The organism is Myroides marinus (genome assembly GCF_900109075.1).
GTDB classification, from domain to species: Bacteria; Bacteroidota; Bacteroidia; order Flavobacteriales; family Flavobacteriaceae; genus Flavobacterium; species Flavobacterium marinum_A.
Map to the genome: position 1 here is coordinate 1 of NZ_FNYS01000033.1, position 20,764 is coordinate 20,764.

Annotated in this window: 24 protein-coding genes; 8 read left to right on the forward strand and 16 right to left on the reverse strand. The window is 30.1% G+C overall.

Annotated features, from left to right (window positions below):
• Positions 1–223 (forward strand): ATP-binding protein (locus tag BMX53_RS18085; RefSeq protein WP_167357256.1); only part of this gene is annotated, 223 nt, incomplete at its 5' end.
• Between the two features lie 558 nt (positions 224–781).
• Here the strand turns inward: BMX53_RS18085 and BMX53_RS18095 are convergent.
• The 9 genes from BMX53_RS18095 to BMX53_RS18135 form a co-directional block, all read right to left on the reverse strand.
• Positions 782–1,756 (reverse strand): nucleotide kinase domain-containing protein, encoded by a 975-nt coding sequence (locus BMX53_RS18095; RefSeq protein WP_074748286.1) that lies wholly within the window; start codon positions 1,754–1,756, stop codon positions 782–784.
• Positions 1,757–1,810: 54 nt separating this feature from the next.
• Complete coding sequence (locus tag BMX53_RS18100; RefSeq protein ID WP_244154547.1) at positions 1,811–2,371, reverse strand: nucleotide pyrophosphohydrolase; 561 nt, start codon at positions 2,369–2,371, stop codon at positions 1,811–1,813.
• Entirely contained in the window at positions 2,361–3,194 is an 834-nt protein-coding gene (locus BMX53_RS18105; RefSeq protein ID WP_074748292.1) for a dCTP deaminase domain-containing protein, read from the reverse strand. Before BMX53_RS18105 ends, BMX53_RS18100 begins: the two co-directional genes overlap by 11 nt.
• Positions 3,195–3,214: 20 nt before the next feature.
• On the reverse strand, positions 3,215–3,856 hold the full coding sequence (locus BMX53_RS18110; RefSeq protein WP_074748295.1) for an Nmad2 family putative nucleotide modification protein: 642 nt from the start codon (positions 3,854–3,856) through the stop codon (positions 3,215–3,217).
• Positions 3,850–4,320: a TIR domain-containing protein gene (locus BMX53_RS18115; protein WP_074748298.1), complete on the reverse strand. Its 471-nt coding sequence runs from the start codon at positions 4,318–4,320 to the stop codon at positions 3,850–3,852. The genes BMX53_RS18110 and BMX53_RS18115 overlap by 7 nt, the downstream gene beginning before the upstream one ends.
• 49 nt (positions 4,321–4,369) lie before the next feature.
• On the reverse strand, positions 4,370–5,167 hold the full coding sequence (locus BMX53_RS18120) for a TIR domain-containing protein (protein WP_074748301.1): 798 nt from the start codon (positions 5,165–5,167) through the stop codon (positions 4,370–4,372).
• A 177-nt stretch (positions 5,168–5,344) separates the two neighbouring features.
• Positions 5,345–6,061 carry a TIR domain-containing protein gene (locus tag BMX53_RS18125; RefSeq protein WP_074748304.1) on the reverse strand — a complete coding sequence of 239 codons (717 nt, stop codon included), beginning with the start codon at positions 6,059–6,061 and terminating at the stop codon, positions 5,345–5,347.
• 2 nt (positions 6,062–6,063) lie between these two features.
• Positions 6,064–7,524 carry an SIR2 family protein gene (locus tag BMX53_RS18130; protein WP_074748307.1) on the reverse strand — a complete coding sequence of 487 codons (1,461 nt, stop codon included), beginning with the start codon at positions 7,522–7,524 and terminating at the stop codon, positions 6,064–6,066.
• Positions 7,525–7,671: 147 nt separating this feature from the next.
• On the reverse strand, positions 7,672–7,959 hold the full coding sequence (locus tag BMX53_RS18135) for a helix-turn-helix domain-containing protein (protein ID WP_074748310.1): 288 nt from the start codon (positions 7,957–7,959) through the stop codon (positions 7,672–7,674).
• A 346-nt stretch (positions 7,960–8,305) separates the two neighbouring features.
• Between BMX53_RS18135 and BMX53_RS18140 the strand changes: the two genes are divergently transcribed.
• The gene (locus BMX53_RS18140; RefSeq protein WP_074748313.1) at positions 8,306–8,611 is read left to right on the forward strand and encodes a hypothetical protein; all 306 of its coding nucleotides are present in this window, start codon (positions 8,306–8,308) and stop codon (positions 8,609–8,611) included.
• Between the two features lie 6 nt (positions 8,612–8,617).
• Positions 8,618–9,142 (forward strand): hypothetical protein, encoded by a 525-nt coding sequence (locus BMX53_RS18145; protein ID WP_143061457.1) that lies wholly within the window; start codon positions 8,618–8,620, stop codon positions 9,140–9,142.
• 176 nt (positions 9,143–9,318) lie between these two features.
• Here BMX53_RS18145 and BMX53_RS18150 read toward each other — a convergent pair whose 3' ends face one another.
• The 6 genes from BMX53_RS18150 to mnmE form a co-directional block, all read right to left on the reverse strand.
• On the reverse strand, positions 9,319–10,245 hold the full coding sequence (locus tag BMX53_RS18150) for a toprim domain-containing protein (protein WP_208597267.1): 927 nt from the start codon (positions 10,243–10,245) through the stop codon (positions 9,319–9,321).
• A gap of 225 nt (positions 10,246–10,470) precedes the next feature.
• Positions 10,471–11,649: a VapE domain-containing protein gene (locus BMX53_RS18155; protein WP_074748318.1), complete on the reverse strand. Its 1,179-nt coding sequence runs from the start codon at positions 11,647–11,649 to the stop codon at positions 10,471–10,473.
• Positions 11,650–11,753: 104 nt separating this feature from the next.
• Positions 11,754–12,140 (reverse strand): helix-turn-helix transcriptional regulator, encoded by a 387-nt coding sequence (locus BMX53_RS18945; protein ID WP_083394441.1) that lies wholly within the window; start codon positions 12,138–12,140, stop codon positions 11,754–11,756.
• A gap of 67 nt (positions 12,141–12,207) precedes the next feature.
• Positions 12,208–12,909: a hypothetical protein gene (locus BMX53_RS18165; RefSeq protein WP_074748321.1), complete on the reverse strand. Its 702-nt coding sequence runs from the start codon at positions 12,907–12,909 to the stop codon at positions 12,208–12,210.
• Positions 12,910–12,913: 4 nt separating this feature from the next.
• Positions 12,914–14,053: a site-specific integrase gene (locus tag BMX53_RS18170; protein ID WP_074748324.1), complete on the reverse strand. Its 1,140-nt coding sequence runs from the start codon at positions 14,051–14,053 to the stop codon at positions 12,914–12,916.
• Between the two features lie 149 nt (positions 14,054–14,202).
• On the reverse strand, positions 14,203–15,594 hold the full coding sequence (mnmE, locus tag BMX53_RS18175) for a tRNA uridine-5-carboxymethylaminomethyl(34) synthesis GTPase MnmE (protein ID WP_074748326.1): 1,392 nt from the start codon (positions 15,592–15,594) through the stop codon (positions 14,203–14,205).
• A 187-nt stretch (positions 15,595–15,781) separates the two neighbouring features.
• On the opposite strand from mnmE, the gene BMX53_RS18180 reads away from it, so the two are divergent.
• The 5 genes from BMX53_RS18180 (at position 15,782) to BMX53_RS18200 (ending at position 20,438) form a co-directional block, all read left to right on the forward strand.
• Positions 15,782–16,141, forward strand: a complete 360-nt coding sequence (locus BMX53_RS18180; protein WP_143061458.1) for a hypothetical protein — start codon at positions 15,782–15,784, stop codon at positions 16,139–16,141.
• A gap of 221 nt (positions 16,142–16,362) precedes the next feature.
• A complete protein-coding gene (locus BMX53_RS18185; protein WP_038986836.1) occupies positions 16,363–17,196 on the forward strand; it encodes a universal stress protein in 834 nt (277 codons plus the stop codon).
• Positions 17,197–17,937: 741 nt separating this feature from the next.
• Positions 17,938–18,291: a hypothetical protein gene (locus BMX53_RS18190; RefSeq protein WP_038986837.1), complete on the forward strand. Its 354-nt coding sequence runs from the start codon at positions 17,938–17,940 to the stop codon at positions 18,289–18,291.
• The gene (locus BMX53_RS18195; RefSeq protein WP_074748329.1) at positions 18,278–19,072 is read left to right on the forward strand and encodes a HEAT repeat domain-containing protein; all 795 of its coding nucleotides are present in this window, start codon (positions 18,278–18,280) and stop codon (positions 19,070–19,072) included. The genes BMX53_RS18190 and BMX53_RS18195 overlap by 14 nt, the downstream gene beginning before the upstream one ends.
• Positions 19,073–19,301: 229 nt before the next feature.
• On the forward strand, positions 19,302–20,438 hold the full coding sequence (locus BMX53_RS18200; protein WP_244154548.1) for a glycosyltransferase family 2 protein: 1,137 nt from the start codon (positions 19,302–19,304) through the stop codon (positions 20,436–20,438).
• On the opposite strand, the gene BMX53_RS18205 is transcribed toward BMX53_RS18200, so the two are convergent.
• Positions 20,435–20,764 (reverse strand): transposase (locus BMX53_RS18205; protein WP_143061417.1); only part of this gene is annotated, 330 nt, incomplete at its 5' end. The genes BMX53_RS18200 and BMX53_RS18205 overlap by 4 nt on opposite strands.

Sequence of the window (20,764 nt, forward strand, 5' to 3'; positions counted from 1 at the left end):
ATTACAACCCATTACTGGTGATAAGCAACTTATACTAATGGATATTATTGAGGATCGTAATCATCATAAAACAACTATCTTTTGCTCACAATTACCTGTAAAAGCATGGCATGATTTATTTTCAGAAAAAACAATTGCAGATGCGTTTTTAGATAGAATAATTCACTCTGCTATTCGCTTTGAATTAGAAGGAGAATCTCTCAGAAAAATAATCAAAAAATAATAACTCTTTTTAGCTATATTTATACTACTAAAAAACAAGGCGAAGAACTGTCCACTTTCACACTGGAATACACTGTTCACTTTCACACCGGAATAGGCTGTTCACTTTCAGTGGAATATTCACTATGGAAAAGAAATTGTTTATCTCGAGAGGTTTCTGCATCAAAATTATGAAGAATGTAGAGTGTTAGGTGAATGGTATGAATTGAGTAATCTAGATGTATGTAAGGTGTTTTTATTTCTGACATCATCAATTTATGCAAGAGATTTATGTCCTGTATATTACATTAGTAATGATCTTGATGAAGTTCTTATAAATTGCAAAGAATAAAAAAAGCGTTATAGTAAGTACTACAACGCTCTTTAAAGCCTTTATTTATATTGGTTTTTACTTTCCGATACAGTAAGTAATATTATACTAATATACAGCTAATTATCCCATTTAATCAGTACAGAATAAGTACATATAGTAATGTAAGATATTCTTAGATGTACTTATTTTAATTTCTCCGATACAATATCTTGTACGGTTTGTATGATGCGGATGTGATGAGTTTTTTTATAATTCGATATTCCATTTAGGAGGAAAAAAATAATCTATATGACTGTTGTCTGGCTTATAAATCTGTTTAATACGTGTACGGTTGGATAAACCGTTAACATCTGGATGTGCTACTCTAGAATACTTATCTACTTCACAGAATAGGTTTTGACAATCTATAAGTTGAAGTTTCCTTCCACCTAATGTTTTAAAGTCTAAGTTCTGTACCGCAAATTGTTGTTCTTGAATATCACACATATACTTTATGATATCTTCAAATGTATAATCTCCATAATCATAAAAACATTTTCTAATACCATCTTTTGCCCCTGGACCAGCTTTTACAAAATCCATTTCACTGAAATTAGTTAGTTCACTATAATTTATATCTATAGTATATTGATATGCTAAAAAACTACCGAAAGTAGGTATCTCTAAAAGCGCCTTATATACTTCTTCCATATTTCTGGCATTTTCAATACAACTCAATAAATTACCATTTTGTATATGTTTTTTCAATAACTCAAGATGATTTTCATGTTTAAAGTTATGTCCAAATATGCTTTTACCTGAAGTCATAATATAAGCACCAGAATATATAACTTCTTTAGCTTCTTTAGCCTCTGTAAGTAATCTACTATATAATTGCGAGTCAAAATTATTCAACTTAATATTGTCAAAATTTGTCTCTAATAACTCCCAAGTAGAGATTTTATTGAAAATTTTAAATAATAATATTCGAAATAAGAGATCATTTTTGGTATATGTAGCACCTTCTTTGTAAATAACATTACGGATTAAGTATTGACTAACACGATCAGAAGCGCGATAAACATTTGTAAAACGATGACGATCTAAAATGGGATCTTCTGTTAGTGGAATAGTATTATTAATTTTATTAAAGAATACTTCTTGTCGTTTTGTAGCAAACTCCCAATATGTATCAAAAACAATACTTTTTTTAGGTTTATTTAATTTTATAATTATTTCCATAAACAATAAAAGCTGGAAATAAATCCAGCTTTATTATATAAAATGTTATTATGATTAATTCAATTTTTCAAATTTAATTATTTTATTTGTCGTGTCAAATAAAACTTGTCCTCCTTTATGAAGTAAAAGTAGTCTAAAAACTCTATACGCTTCATAGATTGCCTTTTTCCAATCATCAATAGTTCTAGATTCAACTTCAAATGGTGTTGTCATTTCTTTAATTAGAGAAAGCAAATCAAAATCAATATCATCAATGTTTTTGAAAAACTCTTTATTTTTAGCTCGACTGAAAATCATCAAAGAAATACATTCTTCTGTAATTGCAGCTCTAGCACCATCTTCAATTCTATCTATATTGAAATTACTTTTTCTTTTTCTTCTCATCATTGAGCGAGTACAAGGAGACCAATCTAACATAGCTGCAAAAGTAAAATGAAAAATATCATGGTAGCGGTATCCGTCATGAGAATACGAATTATCGTCGATGGTATCACCGATTTGAATATTGTCTATAGTAACTTTTACTTGAGGATAGATTAAATAATTATACTCCTCAAATCTTACTGTAAAGTTTTGAGGTAAGTTTTCATTTAGAAAATGATTATTATTTATCATTAAGCTTGTCATTTTTTAACTTATTGGTTATCAAACTATCAATCTTTGACAAAGATAATGAATCATTTAGATATAAATTGCTTTTATTCTTAATTTCTTCTTCTATTGCTTTAGTTTTTATTCCCATTTCATATCCTTTATCAAAGTTACTAGAATCGTTCCATATTTTAATGGCAATTCCTATTGAAATAGTTGTAATGATTCCTGTAATCCATAAGATTCTATTTAAAAAATCTTCTTGACTTTTTATCTTTCTCAATAATTCATTTGGTGAAGCAATATCTCCTTGTTTTAATACATCTACATAATCTAAAGGGATACTTTTTTGTCCTTGATGATGGTTATTAGCATTATATTCATCACCATTACTAGCTTCACTTTGTAGATTTGAAAACCAAATTAAAAAGTAAGGTTTCTTAGTTTCTAAAGTAATAGTAGAAGGTCCTGCATTATAAACTGAGAAAAGAAGTTTACCTTCGAATCCTGGGTCAACATGAAATCCTGATACATTTATTAGACCTTTTAGTTTTTGTTTGGCCTTAATTGAAATAAAGGCTAATTTATCCTTTGGGATACAAACATATTCATCTGTCATTAGCAATGTAAATTGTCCAGGGTTGATTTCAATTGTTTTTGATTTTTCATCTAAAATTTCAATTTTTCTATCTTTATTATCAGTACGATAACCTTCACTACCTAGAGAAAGTGCATAAGCCGCCTCTTCAACCCTTTTTTCATTATAAACGTTATTACCATCACCATCTGTAATTATCCGTTTTTTTGATAATATTTTTTTTAATTCAGTAGGTCCTAAAAATGCCATAGTTTAAAATTTAATTTTTTTTAAAAAAGCGTAGTTTGTATATGGTTCATCCAATCAATTGGATCTCCTGTAATTCCTTTTGTTTGTGTTTTTTTAATCCAATCAATAAGTTCGATCGCTAGTGGGGTTTGGTTTTTCTTTTCACCGACACCAGATTTAAACAACTCTGTAAATTTGGGTGGTACGTCTATTAAATTATCTCCAAAATAATAGAAATTATTACTAATTAAAACATTTTTACCACTTAAATCTTTTTTAAGATGTTTAAGGTTTATTGAACCATCAAAATTCGAATGCGCTGAATCTAATTGCCCCCAATCACTATCAATAGGAAAATAAATATTATCTCCATACATACGAGCTAATGAACCGTTTACATTTGGTCTTTTTACAAAAAACCTTGGATCATTCCAATACTCTTCAAAAGTTAGAATTTCACTTACTTCCATAGCACATATAACTTTATTAATATAATATCCAGTAGGTCTTTTTAACCTTTTTTCAAGTGACACGGAACCAGTACCAACAATCCAATCTCCAATTTTTAATAATTTACTTTTACGGATTTTTGGTTTACAAACGGCTAAAGTACAGTAACCCCAAAAGGGATTAGGAGCGAGACCTAGATCATGGTCAATTACATAGGTATATACACTTAACATTTTACTCTTTGAATTGCGTAATTGGTGCTGTTTGAATTAGGATTGTTATCGTTACTCTCTTCAATTAAATCTCCAATTTTATCAACAGAATTCCAACCTATTATATTTGCGTTTATTTCTTTTAAAGCTTCTGGAATTTCTACCTTATCTTTATCGCCGTGGTTGTAGATTCCTATTATTTTCTTTCCTTGTTTAATAGCTTCTTTTATTTCAAAATCAACCCAAGGACGTGTATGAGTCTTGTCACCAATAACACAAACAAATGTACTAGAAGCTGCTATTCGAGCTTTTAAATATCGTTCAATTACTGCTTTTGAAGGAGTACGTCCATCTTTATGCTTTGTACTGTCTACCGAATAATTACGTACATCATATCCTGAATCAATTAATCTTCTTTTTAGATCTTGTACTTTATCATCATCTTTATAATAATGACTAATAAAAATGTTGTGTTTTTTGCCCATACTGTCCTAATTAATTTTTAACGTTTTATCATCACTGGGTGTAATACAATTATCTTTGACGAACCTCTTTCAGTTCATATAAATAATCTAATGCTTCTTTCTTTGTAAACTTTGCATTAAAAGTTTCTTGTAAAGTCTTATATCTTTTAAAATTATTTTTCCAATTATTCAAATCATTAATTGATAATTTAGTTAAGTGATCAGTATCTAAATTGTATTCTATATTCAACTTATCTGAAAAAGTTCGGTCACTTTCAAAAATTGGTTGCACTCTATATTCCTTTAATTCCTTTTTTCTTATCAATTTAGTCATTCCTATTTCTGAATAAATCCAAGGAGAAACAATTTTAGCAACAACTTCATTTGGTTTTACTGAGTAGGGGGTATTAACAAAAATGATACACTCACAAGTATCTATCATTTGCATCAATGCTGTATTAAGCATCATATGAACATGACTTGAAGCGTATAAGACTTTATCATAAATGTATTTTCCATCAAGATTTTTACTATAGCTTTCATCTATAATTTTTTGTAAATTTTTAAAATTACCCCAAATACAAGAATCAATAAAAACAGTTACGCCAAATGTATGTTTTAACCATCCCGCAAAGGCTATTACTAAATCTTTGTCTGCATGAGAATGAGATAGAAAAACATCTGCCTTAATTTCTGGAAACCAAGCTGATTGCATTTTATCGCCATTAAGACTCCCATTTGCATTTGTAAATTCCTCTAAAGTTTTTTTAACTATTCTTTTATGTTTTATAAAATTACTTTTACCAATTTCATGAAAATATTCAAAATCTTTAAAATCTAAATATTTTAATTCAAAACCTATATACATGATTAATTTTTTAAAAATTTGATTTCACACTAACAAGTAGTTTTTGTGACTATTAAGCATAGAATGTTAATTAATAATAAAACCATTATTCTATAAATAAAAATGCATATGTCTAATATTTACATGATTACTTACTTAAATATATTTAGCCAAAACTAAAAAATGAATAGCAATGGATTACTTAATTGTTTTAGTTAGTTCATAATCATCAATCTTTTGTCTTATTTCAACAGCAATGTCAATATATTTATTTAGATTATCATAGAAATCACCCCACTTTACTGAGTGTATAAAAGATGAATATCCTTTATGCGGTTTATTATAAGTATGATTATTACATTCTGTAAAAACTGGTTTCTTTTTATTAAACATATTGTCACGTAATATTTGAAAAAGGAAATTAGTTTTCAATGTTCTACACTTACAATAGGGACAAGAGTTATCTTCAATATAATAATTATAACTACCTGATTTATCAGGAAGTACAACTGCTAAAACAGCATTTGTTTTGCTTCTTCCTCCTTCGCGGGATTGCTCCTTAAGAGAATATGAGATTTCCCAAGGCATCCATTGATCTTTTTCAGAGCTATAAGTCTCTTTCATACCCTTTGAAACTAATACGATGGTTACAGTGCTATCAAATATTTTATCTCCCAACTTTGAACCAATTGTTGAATCTTCAAGTGTATTCATATCCTCACCATCATCTTCACCTTTATAAATGTGGTCACCTTCTTCCAGTAATTCATCAATTTTATCAACATACTGTCGAGCAGTTGTTACAACTTTTTGTTTATGTACATTCCCTGAAAAATCTCTAATCTCTTCATAAATGTTCAAATCTTGAACTTGTGAATCAGAGTATTTGTATGAAACAAAAAATTTTTTTCCCATAACTAGATTTTTTGTAAAATATTAATAGCTTTGATTGTATTAGTAATTAATTCTTCTTTAGTCAGATTTTCTCTTCCTAATTCTTTAATTGCATCATGCAAATCATTATTTTTTGGATAATAACTATTTAAATCAGCTATAACTTTATCCCATAATTTTTTAGAAATATAACCTGTAGCTCCTATTGGAATTGGGATAACATTATTTGCTAAACAAATCTTAAATTCTTCAAGCATTCCATTAGAATCGACAACTACTTCTCCTTCTAATTTATTTCCAAATACAAAAATCGCTATAGCTGCTTTTGATATCATCTCGTTTCTATAATCAGTCCATACTTCGGCAATACTTTTTGTGCCTGATTGTATTTGAGGGAATGGTCTTAGGATAAGTAAATCATCCAGATTTCTATAGTTTGAATTCAGTTTATAATCTAAAGCACCGTTTATTACAATACTGCCAATACCTAATCCAAATCCTGAAATAATTTTGTATTCATTTTTAGCAATTTCGTAACTTAAGGAATGTATAAGATCTTTAGCAGTTTCTTCTGTGTATGGTGTATAATCATGGGCTGCTCCAGAAATAAATATATTTTTTCTTTTTAGTCTTTTTTCTATTTCGCGAAGAATTGCAGTTATGTCTGTATATTTTCTTATCATTATAGCGTGAATGCCATAGCGTACTAAATCTTGGATTTTGAGTTCTTGCTTAATTTTTTCATACAAAAAATCCTCATTGTTTTGTTTAGATGTCTTTTTTGAATCATTGAAATTTTCTTCTAATACCTCTTTAAAAAAACAGTAATGAGTTGGAGTATTATGCTTTAATAAAATTTTGATTCGGCTTAAAATATATTCTAGATTTGGGTCGTCAAAACTAAATCCAATGAATAAAAATGTTTTAGACAATAAGTCTCCACGTAATGTTGTTGAAAAAAATTCTTTTTTATCATTATAGGTTTCATAATCATCTTTAATTAAAACAGCCTCGTCAGGTGAATCCTTATCTCCGTGCATTTTATAGACAATTGCATCTTTTTTCTTGATGTTACTTGCAAAATCTTCATTTCTTAGCTTACGTTCAACAGTTTTACCTTCTGATTCTAAAGATTTTTCAATTAGTTGGTCGTAGTTTGTTGTCCAAAAAGTTTCGATTCCTATTCGCGATAATATTTTATGATTTTCACTACCTTTTTTAAGTGTAGTAAATTCATTTTTAATCTTATTGTTTATTTTACCTCTTTTAAATTTATTATAATGGTATTGAGCGAGAGAAATTAAATCGTGTTCTTTATCAATATCTAATTTTAATTCTTCAGCAAAATCCCTTAATAATTCTTTCCAATTTACAAAACCTAATGATGCGGATAAACCAGCTCCTGCAAAAATGGCTGCATCACCACTATTTATTTCAATAACAAAGTCTTCAATAAATCTTTTTTGTTCTGCTGTGAATTTCATATTTTGTTTTTTTTCAATTTGTCTTAAATTTTTTCAAATTCCTTTCCTGTAAAAGTTAGAATTATACTAACGTAAAAATACCAAATCAAAACATAAGAAACTAAAAGAAAATTGTGAAGTAGTTATAATTCTGAGTAAAAGAAAATATTAACCTTTAATCTCCCAAGTTAACTTACTCCCCAAAGCATTCAACACTTTTAATAATGTCGTAATCTTTACATTAGATGTATTGTTCTCAATTTTTGAAATCTGAGCTTTTTGTACTCCAACAAGTTCCCCAAGTTGAGTTTGAGTAAGTCTTTTCTCTTTTCGGATGGCTTTTATTTTTGAACCTATCAATTCAAATTGAATCTTAGATTCGAATAAATCTCTCTTCTGCGTGCCGATAGCACCTATTTGTTCTTCAATAATTTGATCTAATGGATATGTTTTCATTTTGGATAGATTAGTGAGTACTAAATTAACCATAAGTTTCTTATTTAAGAAACTTATGGTAACTAAGAGCTATGAAACTATTAAAGCTTGTGAATAGAAAAAAGACTACTTTCAGTATTACCCTTAATTCCCTACATTTGTAATAGAAAATATTACAAATAAGCGTGAGCTATCGTTTGGTTTAACTGAAAACTCGGAATCTTCAAAACAACCACTACAACGATAGACTTACGCCTGTGCCTTATATTGGCGTGGGCTAAGTCTGTCTGGTTGTTAGGTATCCGAGTACCTCAGTTAAGGACATGATTTTAGTTTCACGCCTTTTTTTAACTACCAACCAAGGCCTATGAAAAAATCACTATTCTTATTAACCATCCTATTTTCAATTGCAACAATAGCACAGAAAAAAACAAAAAAACAATTAGCAGAAGAAAGTCTAAAACGTATGCAACAGCGTATGGAGACTTTCTATAAAGAAAGAAACAAACAAGACAGTATATTCAATGCAAATCTAATAGAAAGAGAACAAGATCCAACTCATTGTGCTGATTTACAGATTTTTAATGATGATTCAAAGAAACAGCAAGCACAAGATTCTTTGCCAAAAAAGCAAACTGAAGTAGATACTTTCAATAAGAATTTTAAATCATAAATGCTGATGAAAACAAAAGAATGTTATTCAGTTTTAGTTCCATTGATAAACCTAATCTTGACAGGAATTAAAGAAGTAATTATCGTAAATGAATTTATCAAGCTATCTGAAGGCTATAAGTCCTCAATGCAAGAATATGCTCAAGCCAAACAAAGTAAACACTTCTACCAATGTATTCATCAGTTTTTGGAGTCTATAACACAACAGCAAAAAGCCAATATTATCAAAATCATAGTTGAAAATGATGTATTATTGACAACAGCCATATTTTCTACTCATATAGAATCTAAGAAACCTATTAACAACAATCAAGATAACAAAGCTGAATTTAATAAAATGATGTTTGAATTCTTAAATGGTATTAATACTGATCCAGTAATTTATAGAGTTCTTTATTTGTATTTAGAAAATTTACATCGCTTAAAAATAAAAGAGTTTAGCATTACTAAAGTTGAATATGAGAGAGTTTTGAAATTTAATGCTCAAGTAAGGACTAATGAAGATATTCTGAGTATGTTTAATTTTGAATGATATAATAGGGTAGCCAAAAATGTAATTTATCATTATCTAACTTTTCTATTTTAAAAAAGTACACCCCCTTTTGATGAGTTCCGAATAAATTCCATATAGTGGCAAGAAAGTGTTTATATGTATTATTTGTTAAAAATTATGCACATAAACACACATCTTGCCCTACATAAAAACCATTATACATTAATGATATGAGTGTTAATAAAATCATTCAAATCTTTGTGGTTAGGATACAAGTATCTTCCATCTTTCACACGATTGGGAAAAATATTTTGTACTTTTTTTGTAGCTGTATTACCAGCTTCATCATTATCAAAACAACAAATAATTATATCATACTTTAATTCTTTGTACAATGTATTTTTTATACATATGTCACTTTCTCTATTTGTACATTTGTACAAATAATTATTTGTCTCATTAATTAAAACATTATGTAATGTTCCAACTGAATTCAATATCAAGTAGTCATAGTGTCTTTCTGCTTTTGGATATAGCGTTAGGAAGCTCAAAAAATCACTCCACGATTCAAATAATACAATTTGACTACTGTTATTATTAAAGTAGGAAGGTGCTTTAGTTCCTAAACACATTTTGACGTATTTATTTCGGATTTCATATCCTTCAAAATCATTTATAAAACCTATTCCGAAATATGACTTATTGTTTAGAGTATAATAAACTTCTACGCAGTATTTTTCAGCTATTTTAAGACTGATGTACCTACTTTGTATATAATTAATTAATTGAGTATTTGTTAGTGGTTTAATCGCTCTTATTTCGTAATTCTTTTCTTTTTCAATAGCCTCGTCATGAGAAATTGGCTGGTGAAAAGAAAAAGAGTCATTGTCTAAAATCTGTAATGCTTTTTTTAGATCACAATTGTAGTATCTCATTACAAAGTCTAAAACGTTACCACCTTTTCCTTCTCCGTGATCGAACCAAATGTTTTTTTCGAGATCTATTTTAAAGGATGCTGTCGATTCGTTTCTGAATGGACTTATATACCAAATTTCCCGATTATTCTGTTTGATTTTTTTAGCTCCCATTTTATCTAAAATAGAAACTAAACTTATCTTTTTTGCTTCACTACAATTTATCATCTGCTCTGAAATGTGTTTCTTGCTTACCTAATCACCTTTTGCTTGTAATTATTTGTTAATCAACAAGGTATTGATATAGGTAGTTGTTTTTAGAGGTTACCCAATTACCTAATATTTTATAAAAGGTAAGCTATTTTCTTAGTTACCTACCTAATTAATGTATTGAATATTAATACAATATACTTATTTAGGTAAGTAGGTAACTAGGTAAGTTGAATATTTGTTCTACTCATTAAAACCCCAAGGAGAGTCTTTAAATTTTGTTTTAGCCAAATATCCATACACTTGTCTTTTTGCATGTTTAATTCGATTGAATCCATGTTTTTTCAAAGAGGTTCCTATTCTTTGATTGTTTAATTTATGCCCCATAACAGAAAGCTCAGTCATAATCTCTGTTGCTGTTCTAAAATCTTCTAAATCTTCACTTGGTTCATAAAATCGAAGGACAAATTCACTTTCCACAGTTTGAATTGTAAAACGCTCATTTCTTTTTTCATTAGCTATTACTTCCTCAACTGTTAAATCAGATTTGAACGTAGGCTGATGTTTATAAATATGATAAGCTTGTGCCCAAAAATTATCCATATTGAACTCTTGAGTGTAAGAAAAATTGATTCTGCCAAGTACATCAAATACAATCCAACGAACACTGCCTGTTTCATCGTTTAAAAACTCGAGCTTGTTGGTACTTCCTACAAAACTGCAAATACGATATAACAAAGAAGATTTTTCTGCATAGGGTAAACGCTCGTTTACTGTTGTCTGTGATATAATGGACTTAATAGAATTGATATCGTATTTTCCTAGGATATCTAATTCTTCGATGTTAATAATAAAAGCTTTACATAATTTTATACGATCGTCTTTACTAACTCCTATGTTTTCATAGTAGTATTGCTTTAATGGTTTAGGACAAAGGTTTTCTAAATAGGTAGATTTACCCGCATTTTGTTCTCCATTCCCTAGAATCAAACAATGCTTATTAATCTGTTCTGGGTGAATAACTGTTTTAACAGCTCGAACTGCCCATTTTAATAAATGATGAGCAAAAAGATTGTTATCGTCTGTATTTACATAAGAAGCATATTGTTTTATGTAATCTTTTCCGTCCCAAGTAGGTAATTTCTCAAAGTATTCTACAATAGGGTTATATCGTTTGATAAAATGGCTCTTTAAATAAGTTTTTAAAGCTTGTGGACTCACATTTAACTTCTCACGATGCAAGTGTATTAATAGAGATGATTCGTTAAAAACAACTCCTTGTTTAGAGTTTAAACTAAAAATCTCAAACTCTAAAGATATTTCATTGAATTTGATATTGAAGTATTTGCATATTTCTTCATTAATTTTATCATACACAGAGTCTTTGCGTGATGATATTTCATATACGCTTATTTCATCCATTAATAAATAGTTGATTGATAAGAGTATAATGCTTACATTTGCATCATACTCTTATGAGTGAGACAATACTAATCTGAAGCGTTCAAAATTGCAGTTTGAACGCTTTATTTTTTTCTATTCTTCAGTGAATAATCAAGAGCTTGTTGCTCTATCTGTGCTACTGATTGACTTTTGTTTTGACGTAACCAAGTATTTATTTCTTCACGATCGAAATACAATATCTTTCCATTAGGTTTGTAAAAAGGAATTACGTTATTGTAAACAAGCTTATAAATACTTGATGTTGACATTCCTATATAATCAGATAACTCTTGTACATTAATCATTTCTTTTTGCTGAATCAAATTAAAACCAATAGCTTCTTTAAGTTCTCTTTGTTGATGGATTATTTGGTTTTTAAATGCACTAAACTCTTCAATTGTTTGAAGTAATATTTGTTGTAATTGAACAACATTTTCCGTTCTTACGTCTTTGCTTTCTATCGTTTTCATATAGTTTCCTTTATATGGTTATAGTGCAAATGAACAGGGATTTAGATATGACAATCAATAGATTACGTTATGATGTCATGGTATTTAGTTGCTTTGTCATAGTATTTGTTTCAAAGATTGACTCAATCAATTCTTTGTGTAATGGTTCAGTTTGTGTTTTCCCATTTCTCACTGTGCCATAATTGAAATTATTTCCATTGATATCTTTAAAATATGTAATAAACTCATTCAATTTAATGTCTTTATTGATCAATTTAATTTGAGTGTGAAAAAAGTATAAAGAAGGACTATTTAAATTTATGCATAATCTCTTTTCATTAAGGGCTATTTTAAATTCCTCAAAATCTAGTCCTTGATTAATCAAATTAGCTTTATAGAATTCAGAATAAAAAGCTTTTAGAAGAATTGGTGGAAATAGGGTGTTTTTGTTATTTTCAATCTCAGTGTTATCCTCATCTTTAATTGATACTTTTTTTACTTGATCACTTTTCATATTTATTGAAATATCTTGAGGAATTTTGGAAATTACAGTAATTAAAAAAAAGATAGTAAAAACAGCTATACTACACACTAAAATATGTAAGGTCTTGATGTATTCAGTCCCCCAAAACAAACTAGTTACGGTTATATATAGACCAATACTTACAAGTAGTGATAAATACAGTATTAACACTCCTTTTACTCCCTTTTCTCGTTTTACTTTAGGAAAAACATACATAAGGAAGGAAGCCAAGATTAGACTATATATTAATTCAATTATACCATTCATACTCTTAAAAACTTAGTTCTGGGATTAAATTAGATGCTTCTTTGTTCTTTTGATCTATAATTTTAGCATATATAGCAGTTGTTCGAATTTCACTGTGCCCCATACGTTTTGACAAAGTGTAAATATCTACACCATTTTCTAATAATAGCACAGCATTAGTATGTCTCGCACTATGGAAGGTGATATGTTTAGATATTCCCGCACGATTGCACCAGCGAACAATCTCATTATTATAGACAGCTGAATATTTTAAGCCAATAAATACACGATCCAAATTTCCTTTGCGCTCACCTAACAAATCACGTGCTTGCTTAGATATATATAAATATTCTATGCCTCCCGTTTTTTGTTGCTCAAAATGAATTTTAAACACCAACTCATTATCTTGATATTCTTCTCTTACTTCTGCCCAAACCATTTTATTTATATCACTCCAACGTAAACTACTTAAACAAGAGAATATAAATGCACGTTTCAATACTTCATACTTGCATTCTGTATTTACCAGACTTTGCAATTCTTCATGTGTTAGGTATTCTCTTTGGCTTTCTGCCTGTTCAAATGATTTTGCTTTAGATGCGTAGTTTATAGCTAAGTAGCCTTCATCAAATGCCGAACGCAAGCAGGCTTTAAATTTATTAAAGTAGGAGTATTTAGAATTTAGTGATAAAGGTAAATCGCTCTTGGTACGTGCTTCTTTATCAAAGTAGGTACGAATGCGTTTTACAAATTTCTCATCAATATCATCAAAAACAGTATTGGAAGGGATACAACGCTTTAAATGAACCATCGTAGCAGTCCAATTACCATAGTTTTTAAGACTACCAGACTTCTCTTCTGTTTTCTCGTGAAAATAGTCTAAAAAGCGTCTTTTACCTTTTGTGGTATTTTTAAGATCAAACTTACCTTGATAGTATTCTGCTTCCCTAATAGCTAGAAGTTTTTTAGCTAATAAAAGAGTTTCTTTATTCTCTTTTTTTTCATTAGCATTCTTAGGCTCACCATATAAGTATAATTTTAAATTCTCGTATTCTCTAATATGTTTACGTTTACCTTCTGATGTAATTTCCGATCCTTTGTAATATTCAATAGCCAGATTTATTGATCCATCTTTTAATTTACGTTCTATAAGTGATATTTTCATAATTGGTACATTTGTACAGATTGAGATTTAAAAACAGTACTAAATTAGTACATCATCGGATACAAAAGTAAACAAAAAGAAAAGACTATCAAGTATAAAAACCTGATAGTCAATTAAAAGAAAGTATATCTTAACAAGGGAAACGTAATTTATTTACCGATACAGAAATTCGCAAATATATTCCCTAACAACTCATCATTGGTAACTTGTCCTGTTATTTCACCGAAGAAGTATAGTGCTTGACGGATATCGATAGCCATAAGGTCAGCAGATAAGTTCGTCTGAAGTCCCCATTTCACTTTCTCGATTTCCTCTAAAGCTTTAAGAAGAGAATCATAGTGACGAGTATTCGTTACTATCGTCTCATTGTTGCGTAGAGCACCAGTATTAACGAAGCCTAATAAAGCCTGTTTTAACTCTTCTACACCTACATTCTCCTTAGCAGACATTAGCATAAGGTTGTCAATGTTAGCTTGGTATTGAGTGATTTGTTCAGCAGATAATAAATCCTTCTTGTTACACACTACTAAAAGAGGTTTTAGAGGATATTTATTTTTAAGCTTTTCAAGCTCAACTTTGATTTCATCTAGAGAACTACTATTTAGTTTAGCACCGTCGATCAAATAGATCACTACCTGAGCAGCTTCTATCTTCTCAAAAGTTTTTTGGATACCAATGCTTTCTACTACATCTTTAGTCTCACGTATACCAGCTGTATCAATAAATCTAAAGCCTATACCATCTATTACTAATTCGTCTTCGATAGTATCGCGAGTAGTACCAGCGATGTCCGATACGATAGCGCGCTCTTCATTTAATAAAGCATTTAGTAGAGTAGATTTACCCACATTAGGTTCACCTACAATAGCTACAGGAATACCATTCTTAATTACGTTACCAACAGCGAAAGAGTCAATAAGGCGTTTTAGCACAAACTCAATACGATCAATTAACTCTTTAAACTGAGTGCGGTCTGCAAATTCTACATCTTCTTCAGAGAAGTCTAGTTCTAATTCGATTAGAGAAGCAAAGTTTAATAATTGCTCGCGAAGCTTAGCGATTTCACTAGAGAATCCACCACGCATTTGTTGCATAGCGATTTGGTGACTAGCCTCATTATCAGATGCGATTAAGTCTGCAACAGCTTCAGCTTGCGAAAGGTCTAGTTTCCCATTTAAGAACGCACGCATCGTAAACTCTCCAGCTTGTGCCATTTTAGCCCCTTTTCGAAGGCATAGCTGAATGATTTGCTGCTGAATGAAGGTAGAGCCGTGACAAGAAATTTCAATTGTATTTTCGCCCGTATATGAATTTGGACCTTTAAATACAGAAACTAGTACTTGGTCTATTACGCGCTCTCCATCTACGATATGTCCTAGGTGAAGAGTATGCGTTTTTTGTGTCGTAAGGTCTTTGTTTTTGATCGACTTAAAGATGCCGTTTACCAAGGTAATAGCGTCTTTACCCGATACTCTTATGATGGCAACAGCCCCAGCTCCAGAAGGAGTTGCTAAGGCTACTATAGTATCTTGTAATATCATATTGTTTCTAAATATGGGACAAAGATACTATTAATTCACTAATCTAAATTGGGTTAATCTACAGAAGCTACGAAGAGGTGTTTCTTTGTATATTTGAGAGTAAATAGGTTGAAGATGAAAAAGTTATTTTGTATTATCATATTACTTTTATCAGGAGTAACATCTGCTCAGAGTTATAGAATGACTCTTGATACTCGATACTCGTGAACAAATCGCTAAGGTGTCTAAGAAGACATTAGTATTCTTTATGAAAATAGAGGAGGTGTTGGATTGTAATGTAGAGAAGTTACTAGCAAAGCAGACAGATGTACAAAATCCTGCTATAGGAGAAGTAGTGAAGCAGGGAGTCAAACATTTAGGAGATGAGAATCAGTATAAGCTCAAGAAGTTGATCTGTATCAGTTGTTATGAGGAAGAATGGGGTAAACAGATGATAGAAGCAGAGTTGATAAAACGAGACAAAGCTTATGATCGCAACAAGTTATACAGTATAGATGAAAGTAAGGCAGATAATATGATCAATGAGACTAGACGTATAGAGCAATAGCAGGTTTTTTAAGGAAAGAGTCTTTTTAGCAAGTGATTTTACAAGTAATAAGAATTGCAAGTTTGCTGTATTTTGTCTAAATATACCAAGAGGGTATAAACAAAGGTTTTATGACCTATTTCTTTGCAAATTGTCGCATATTTTACAATATTTAGAGTTTAAATTACTATAAAAACATAAAGTTTATTCTTATCTTTATAGAAATAAAACAATTGAATATCATGAAAAAAATACTATTCCCTACAGATTTTTCAGAAACAGCTAACAATGCCTTAGTTTATGCACTGAGAATGGCAGAGAACCAAGGAGCTACGCTTTTTGTGTTACATGCTTATGAAATGCCTGTAATTTCAGCTACAGCAAACCCAGTAATGGTACAAGATGTATATAAATCTATTGAACTTAGCAACTTTGAAAACTTTAAAGACCAAGTGCCTTTAATTAGAGAGATTGCTAAGAGACATAACTTAGATCACGTACCAATGCATTTCATCTTAGAAGAAGGATTCTTAAACACGATTATGAAAAAACGTGTAAAAGAAGAAGAGATTGATTTAGTAGTAATGGGTACGAATGGTAACTCTGGTTTAGATAAGAAAATCTTAGGATCTAATACAGCTAATGCTATCGGATCTCTAGGGGTACCAGTATTAAGTATTCCACATGATGCTATATTTGATGGAATCAATTCTATTGCATTTACAACGTTGTTTAGCTCTCAAGATAAAACTACTTTAGAGACTATCGTTAAAATGGCAAAAGGATTTGATGCTACAGTTAAATGTATTCACGTAAGTAATAATAAAGATAAAGTTGATAATGCTATTATCAATAGTTGGAAAGAGAATTTCAAGAATGATAATGTGAAGTTCTATATCGTAGAGAATAATGATGTAGAGAAAGCAGTATTTGACTTCTTAGATCAAGAGAATATTGACTTACTTGTTTCTGTGAAGAGAAATAGAACTTTCTTTGAGAAACTATTTACTAGCAGTATGACTAAAAAATTAAGTTACCACAATTATGTACCTGTGCTAGCTTTCCACGAAGAATAAGAAGTTTATTTTTAATTATAATAGGGGATGTCTTGTATAAGGCATCCCTTTTTTTATTGAATAGTTTCTTGTCCTAGATAATGAGTCAGTTTTTATCTATTGATTTTAGGATCCTTTTGTTATGATAAAATTGAAATAAGGTTATAATGAAGGATTAAGCCGTCTTAGAAAGTTTACTAAAGTCTAGGTTTGTCTTTTTAGGTCAATTATAAATTTGTAATAGCATAGTCATTAAGGGTAGTAAAAAGAGTTTTAGAATAGCATAAGCTTAATTAGTGCTTAATTAAGTTGCATTGTAGTTATCATTTGTATTTCTAATTTGAAACATTACTATAGTACCCTAACGAGCCTTGTTATAAGTAGGATAGATAGGACTGTAGCGATCAATTAAAGTGGTATATCAGCTATTTATAATAGTATCAAATTTGAATAATAAAGACTGTAGAATATTGGCAAAATTATCTCTTTAGGTAGGTATTTATATGGTGTTTCATTTGTTTATACGTACGTTTTTTCATGTTAAGTATAGTGATGATAATAATTGGTTCACTTATAATCTGATAATTATCATAAAATAGAGAGTTGTAAGTGTAATATGTTGTTTTTAAGGTATTTATTGTTTTTATGTTTGACGTAAAGTATGGAGAAGTACTGAGTTTTTTTACGTAATGTATAAAACTGTTAAGAGTTAAAATCAGATTTAAAGCTAAAACTTTGTGGTAAATAAAAATTGTTTTAGCTATGGATACAGTAATGTATTATTTTTACTATTTAAGCTCACACTTTGAGAGCTTTTCCCCAGTAGTAAGAATCACTGTTTTTTTAACAATGGTCTTAGGGGGAGTTTACATTTTTTCGTTATTAAAAATAGGAGCTGTCGCATACAAGACACAGTTGGACAGGCATCGCTATTCTAAAGTAAAAGAGAAATACGAAGAACCACTTTCTCAATTATTACAATCTAAAGAAGATATTTCATCCACTCAAGTATTAAGTTTTTTAGGTTTAGAAAACAATGAGTTGAAGAATTGGGAAAAAGCGTGTATCACAGATTTATTGGTAAATATAATTAGAAAAGAGCATGGAGTACAATAGTAATAACTATAATGAGATTCTTAAAGCTCTTGATTTACCAACTTTCTGGGAAGGGCGTTTAAAAAGTAAAACTACAAAGAAGAGTGCTCACTCTTTAAGAATGTTAGATCACCTTGGTGAGAATGTTTCTGGTACTGCTATTTCACATAAATTATACTCTGAGAATACCAATGTAAGAAAACATGCTAAGAGTATTTTTATGAAGTTTTCTTCATATGATTCGTTTAAGTTTTTGGAGAATGATTTTGACAGAGAGTTTAATGCGTTAGATGAAGTACGTATTCATACTTCACTTGTTAAAAGACATAATACAAAACCTCTTCCTTTGTTGATGAGATGGGTAAATGTTGCTAAAAATGATAACTATAAAGCATTTTTGATCTCTCAGATAGCTTTCTTTAAGCAGGAAGAAAGTGCAAGTGATTTATTAAAACTTTATCAGGAGACAAATACGATTGTGGTAAAAAGAGCAGTTGTAGAAACCTTAGGAAGTTTTGGATATAGACCAGCTTCTTCTGTCTTTATGGAAGATTTTAATTATGTAGATAGGTCTATCCAGTCCGCTATAGTAGATTCTTTAGGAAGTATAGGAGGAGAAGATACGCTATCCTTTTTGGAGAAACTTTATTTCGCTACAGAGAATAAGGAATTGCTAATTAGTATTCTGTCTACAGTTTATACTATTGATACAGACAAAACAACATACAATAGAATTAAAGCACAGATAGACAGTGATTTTGAAAAGCAAATCATAGGATATGTTGAATTGGGAGCGAATTAGCTTTAATGAGCTTATTCGTTTCATTCACACTAGAATAGTACCATGCTATTATGCTAGTTAATTAAGAAACTACTAACTGAAATGTAATTAAGGATATAAAGTGTTTAATCATTAAAACACTGTCTCTTTTTTAATCGCCTAGTAAATCACGAGGACTAGCCCTCCTCGTGATTTTATTATAGCAGTTCAGTATGATTTAGTTTAAACATTACAATTTTACACAACAACTATGGAACAACTTTTCTATTTTTATCAATATCTAGTTTATTTTTATGCTTGTGCCATTACAGTTATTTACTTTATTCTAGCTGTATTTGGTTATTTTAAGATTTTAAAGAACAAAGTAAAATATACTTCTAAAGAAGAGAATACTCTTAAGACTCACCCTAAGATTGCACCAGGAATTTCTGTGGTAGCTCCAGCTTATAATGAAGAGGTAATTATCATTGAGAATGTACAATCACTTTTAAATCTTGACTATCCTAATTTTGAAGTCATCATTGTCAATGATGGTAGTAAGGACAAAACTTTAGAACTTCTAATCGATAACTTTGAATTACACGAAGTACCATATCCGTATATTCAGAAAGTAAGAAGTGCACCTGTTAAACGAGTCTTTAAATCAACTAATTCTTTTTATGAGCGATTAACAGTTGTAGATAAAGAGAATGGAGGGACTAAGGCAGATGCGATGAATGCGGGTATTAACATTGCTAAGTATGATTATTTTATCAATACTGATGTGGACTGTATTCTAGATAAAGATACCTTGACTAAAGTTATTTTACCTGTTCTAGATTCTAAAGTGCATGTGATAGCCGTAGGAGCTACTATGCGTATGGCTAATGGCTGTGAGGTAAGAGAAGGAGAAATTGTAAAAGCAAAAGCTCCTAATCGTCTTATACCACTTTTTCAAGAGACAGAGTATTTACGCTCTTATTTATTAGCAAAAATGGGTTGGTCTAGTTTTAACCTAGTTCCTAATGTATCAGGAGGTTTTGGTCTGTTTGATAAAAATATTGTTATCGAAGCAGGGGGGTATGATTCTTCTTCACATGCTGAGGATATGGATATGACTTTAAGAATGGTTGCTTATATGTGTGATCAGAAAAAAGAGTATCGCATAGAACAGATCCCAGACACATGCTGTTGGACAGAAGGTCCGCCTAACTTAAAGGTTCTTGGTAGACAACGTACTAGATGGGGACGAGGATTATTACAGATTTTCGTAGTTCATAGAAGGTTTATGTTTAACCCAAGTTATGGAAGAATGGGGATGTTGGTTATGCCGTATGCTTTACTTTTTGAGTTTATGGCACCTATTATAGAGTTTATAGGAATTGGATTCTTTGAGTTATCTGTTTAGCTTCCGTTAATCATATTTAAAGAAGTTGGTTTTGCCTTAACCATCTTAACAATTGTGTTATGAAAAATTGTTTCCTTAAATACGGATCTATTTAATCTATATACGAACTCATTAAAATAAGCTTGGATATATTTCTTATTGATATGTGAAGGTACTGTCCTAATCCACGACTTAAGTTGGTGAATTATTACATGTAATTCTTTAAAATTAGCTCCTTTATCACTTTCTTTTTGAGTAATATTATATTTCTTTTTCAAAGGATTGTACCCTCTCCATTTATCTGTAACTACATTAGCATCTTGTGAAATATGTTGTTCGAATATAGT

Coding starts and splice junctions, on each gene's coding strand:
- BMX53_RS18945 (WP_083394441.1), bottom strand. CDS start 12,140: ATGAAAACGATAGAAAGCAAAGACGTAAGAACGGAAAATGTTGTTCAA.
- BMX53_RS18165 (WP_074748321.1), bottom strand. CDS start 12,909: ATGAATGGTATAATTGAATTAATATATAGTCTAATCTTGGCTTCCTTC.
- BMX53_RS18095 (WP_074748286.1), bottom strand. CDS start 1,756: ATGGAAATAATTATAAAATTAAATAAACCTAAAAAAAGTATTGTTTTT.
- BMX53_RS18110 (WP_074748295.1), bottom strand. CDS start 3,856: ATGTTAAGTGTATATACCTATGTAATTGACCATGATCTAGGTCTCGCT.
- BMX53_RS18170 (WP_074748324.1), bottom strand. CDS start 14,053: ATGAAAATATCACTTATAGAACGTAAATTAAAAGATGGATCAATAAAT.
- BMX53_RS18105 (WP_074748292.1), bottom strand. CDS start 3,194: ATGGCATTTTTAGGACCTACTGAATTAAAAAAAATATTATCAAAAAAA.
- BMX53_RS18120 (WP_074748301.1), bottom strand. CDS start 5,167: ATGTATATAGGTTTTGAATTAAAATATTTAGATTTTAAAGATTTTGAA.
- BMX53_RS18100 (WP_244154547.1), bottom strand. CDS start 2,371: ATGATAAATAATAATCATTTTCTAAATGAAAACTTACCTCAAAACTTT.
- BMX53_RS18115 (WP_074748298.1), bottom strand. CDS start 4,320: ATGGGCAAAAAACACAACATTTTTATTAGTCATTATTATAAAGATGAT.
- BMX53_RS18195 (WP_074748329.1), top strand. CDS start 18,278: ATGGAGTACAATAGTAATAACTATAATGAGATTCTTAAAGCTCTTGAT.
- BMX53_RS18130 (WP_074748307.1), bottom strand. CDS start 7,524: ATGAAATTCACAGCAGAACAAAAAAGATTTATTGAAGACTTTGTTATT.
- BMX53_RS18125 (WP_074748304.1), bottom strand. CDS start 6,061: ATGGGAAAAAAATTTTTTGTTTCATACAAATACTCTGATTCACAAGTT.
- BMX53_RS18150 (WP_208597267.1), bottom strand. CDS start 10,245: ATGATAAATTGTAGTGAAGCAAAAAAGATAAGTTTAGTTTCTATTTTA.
- BMX53_RS18135 (WP_074748310.1), bottom strand. CDS start 7,959: ATGAAAACATATCCATTAGATCAAATTATTGAAGAACAAATAGGTGCT.
- BMX53_RS18185 (WP_038986836.1), top strand. CDS start 16,363: ATGAAAAAAATACTATTCCCTACAGATTTTTCAGAAACAGCTAACAAT.
- BMX53_RS18140 (WP_074748313.1), top strand. CDS start 8,306: ATGAAAAAATCACTATTCTTATTAACCATCCTATTTTCAATTGCAACA.
- BMX53_RS18145 (WP_143061457.1), top strand. CDS start 8,618: ATGAAAACAAAAGAATGTTATTCAGTTTTAGTTCCATTGATAAACCTA.
- mnmE (WP_074748326.1), bottom strand. CDS start 15,594: ATGATATTACAAGATACTATAGTAGCCTTAGCAACTCCTTCTGGAGCT.
- BMX53_RS18155 (WP_074748318.1), bottom strand. CDS start 11,649: ATGGATGAAATAAGCGTATATGAAATATCATCACGCAAAGACTCTGTG.
- BMX53_RS18200 (WP_244154548.1), top strand. CDS start 19,302: ATGGAACAACTTTTCTATTTTTATCAATATCTAGTTTATTTTTATGCT.
- BMX53_RS18190 (WP_038986837.1), top strand. CDS start 17,938: ATGGATACAGTAATGTATTATTTTTACTATTTAAGCTCACACTTTGAG.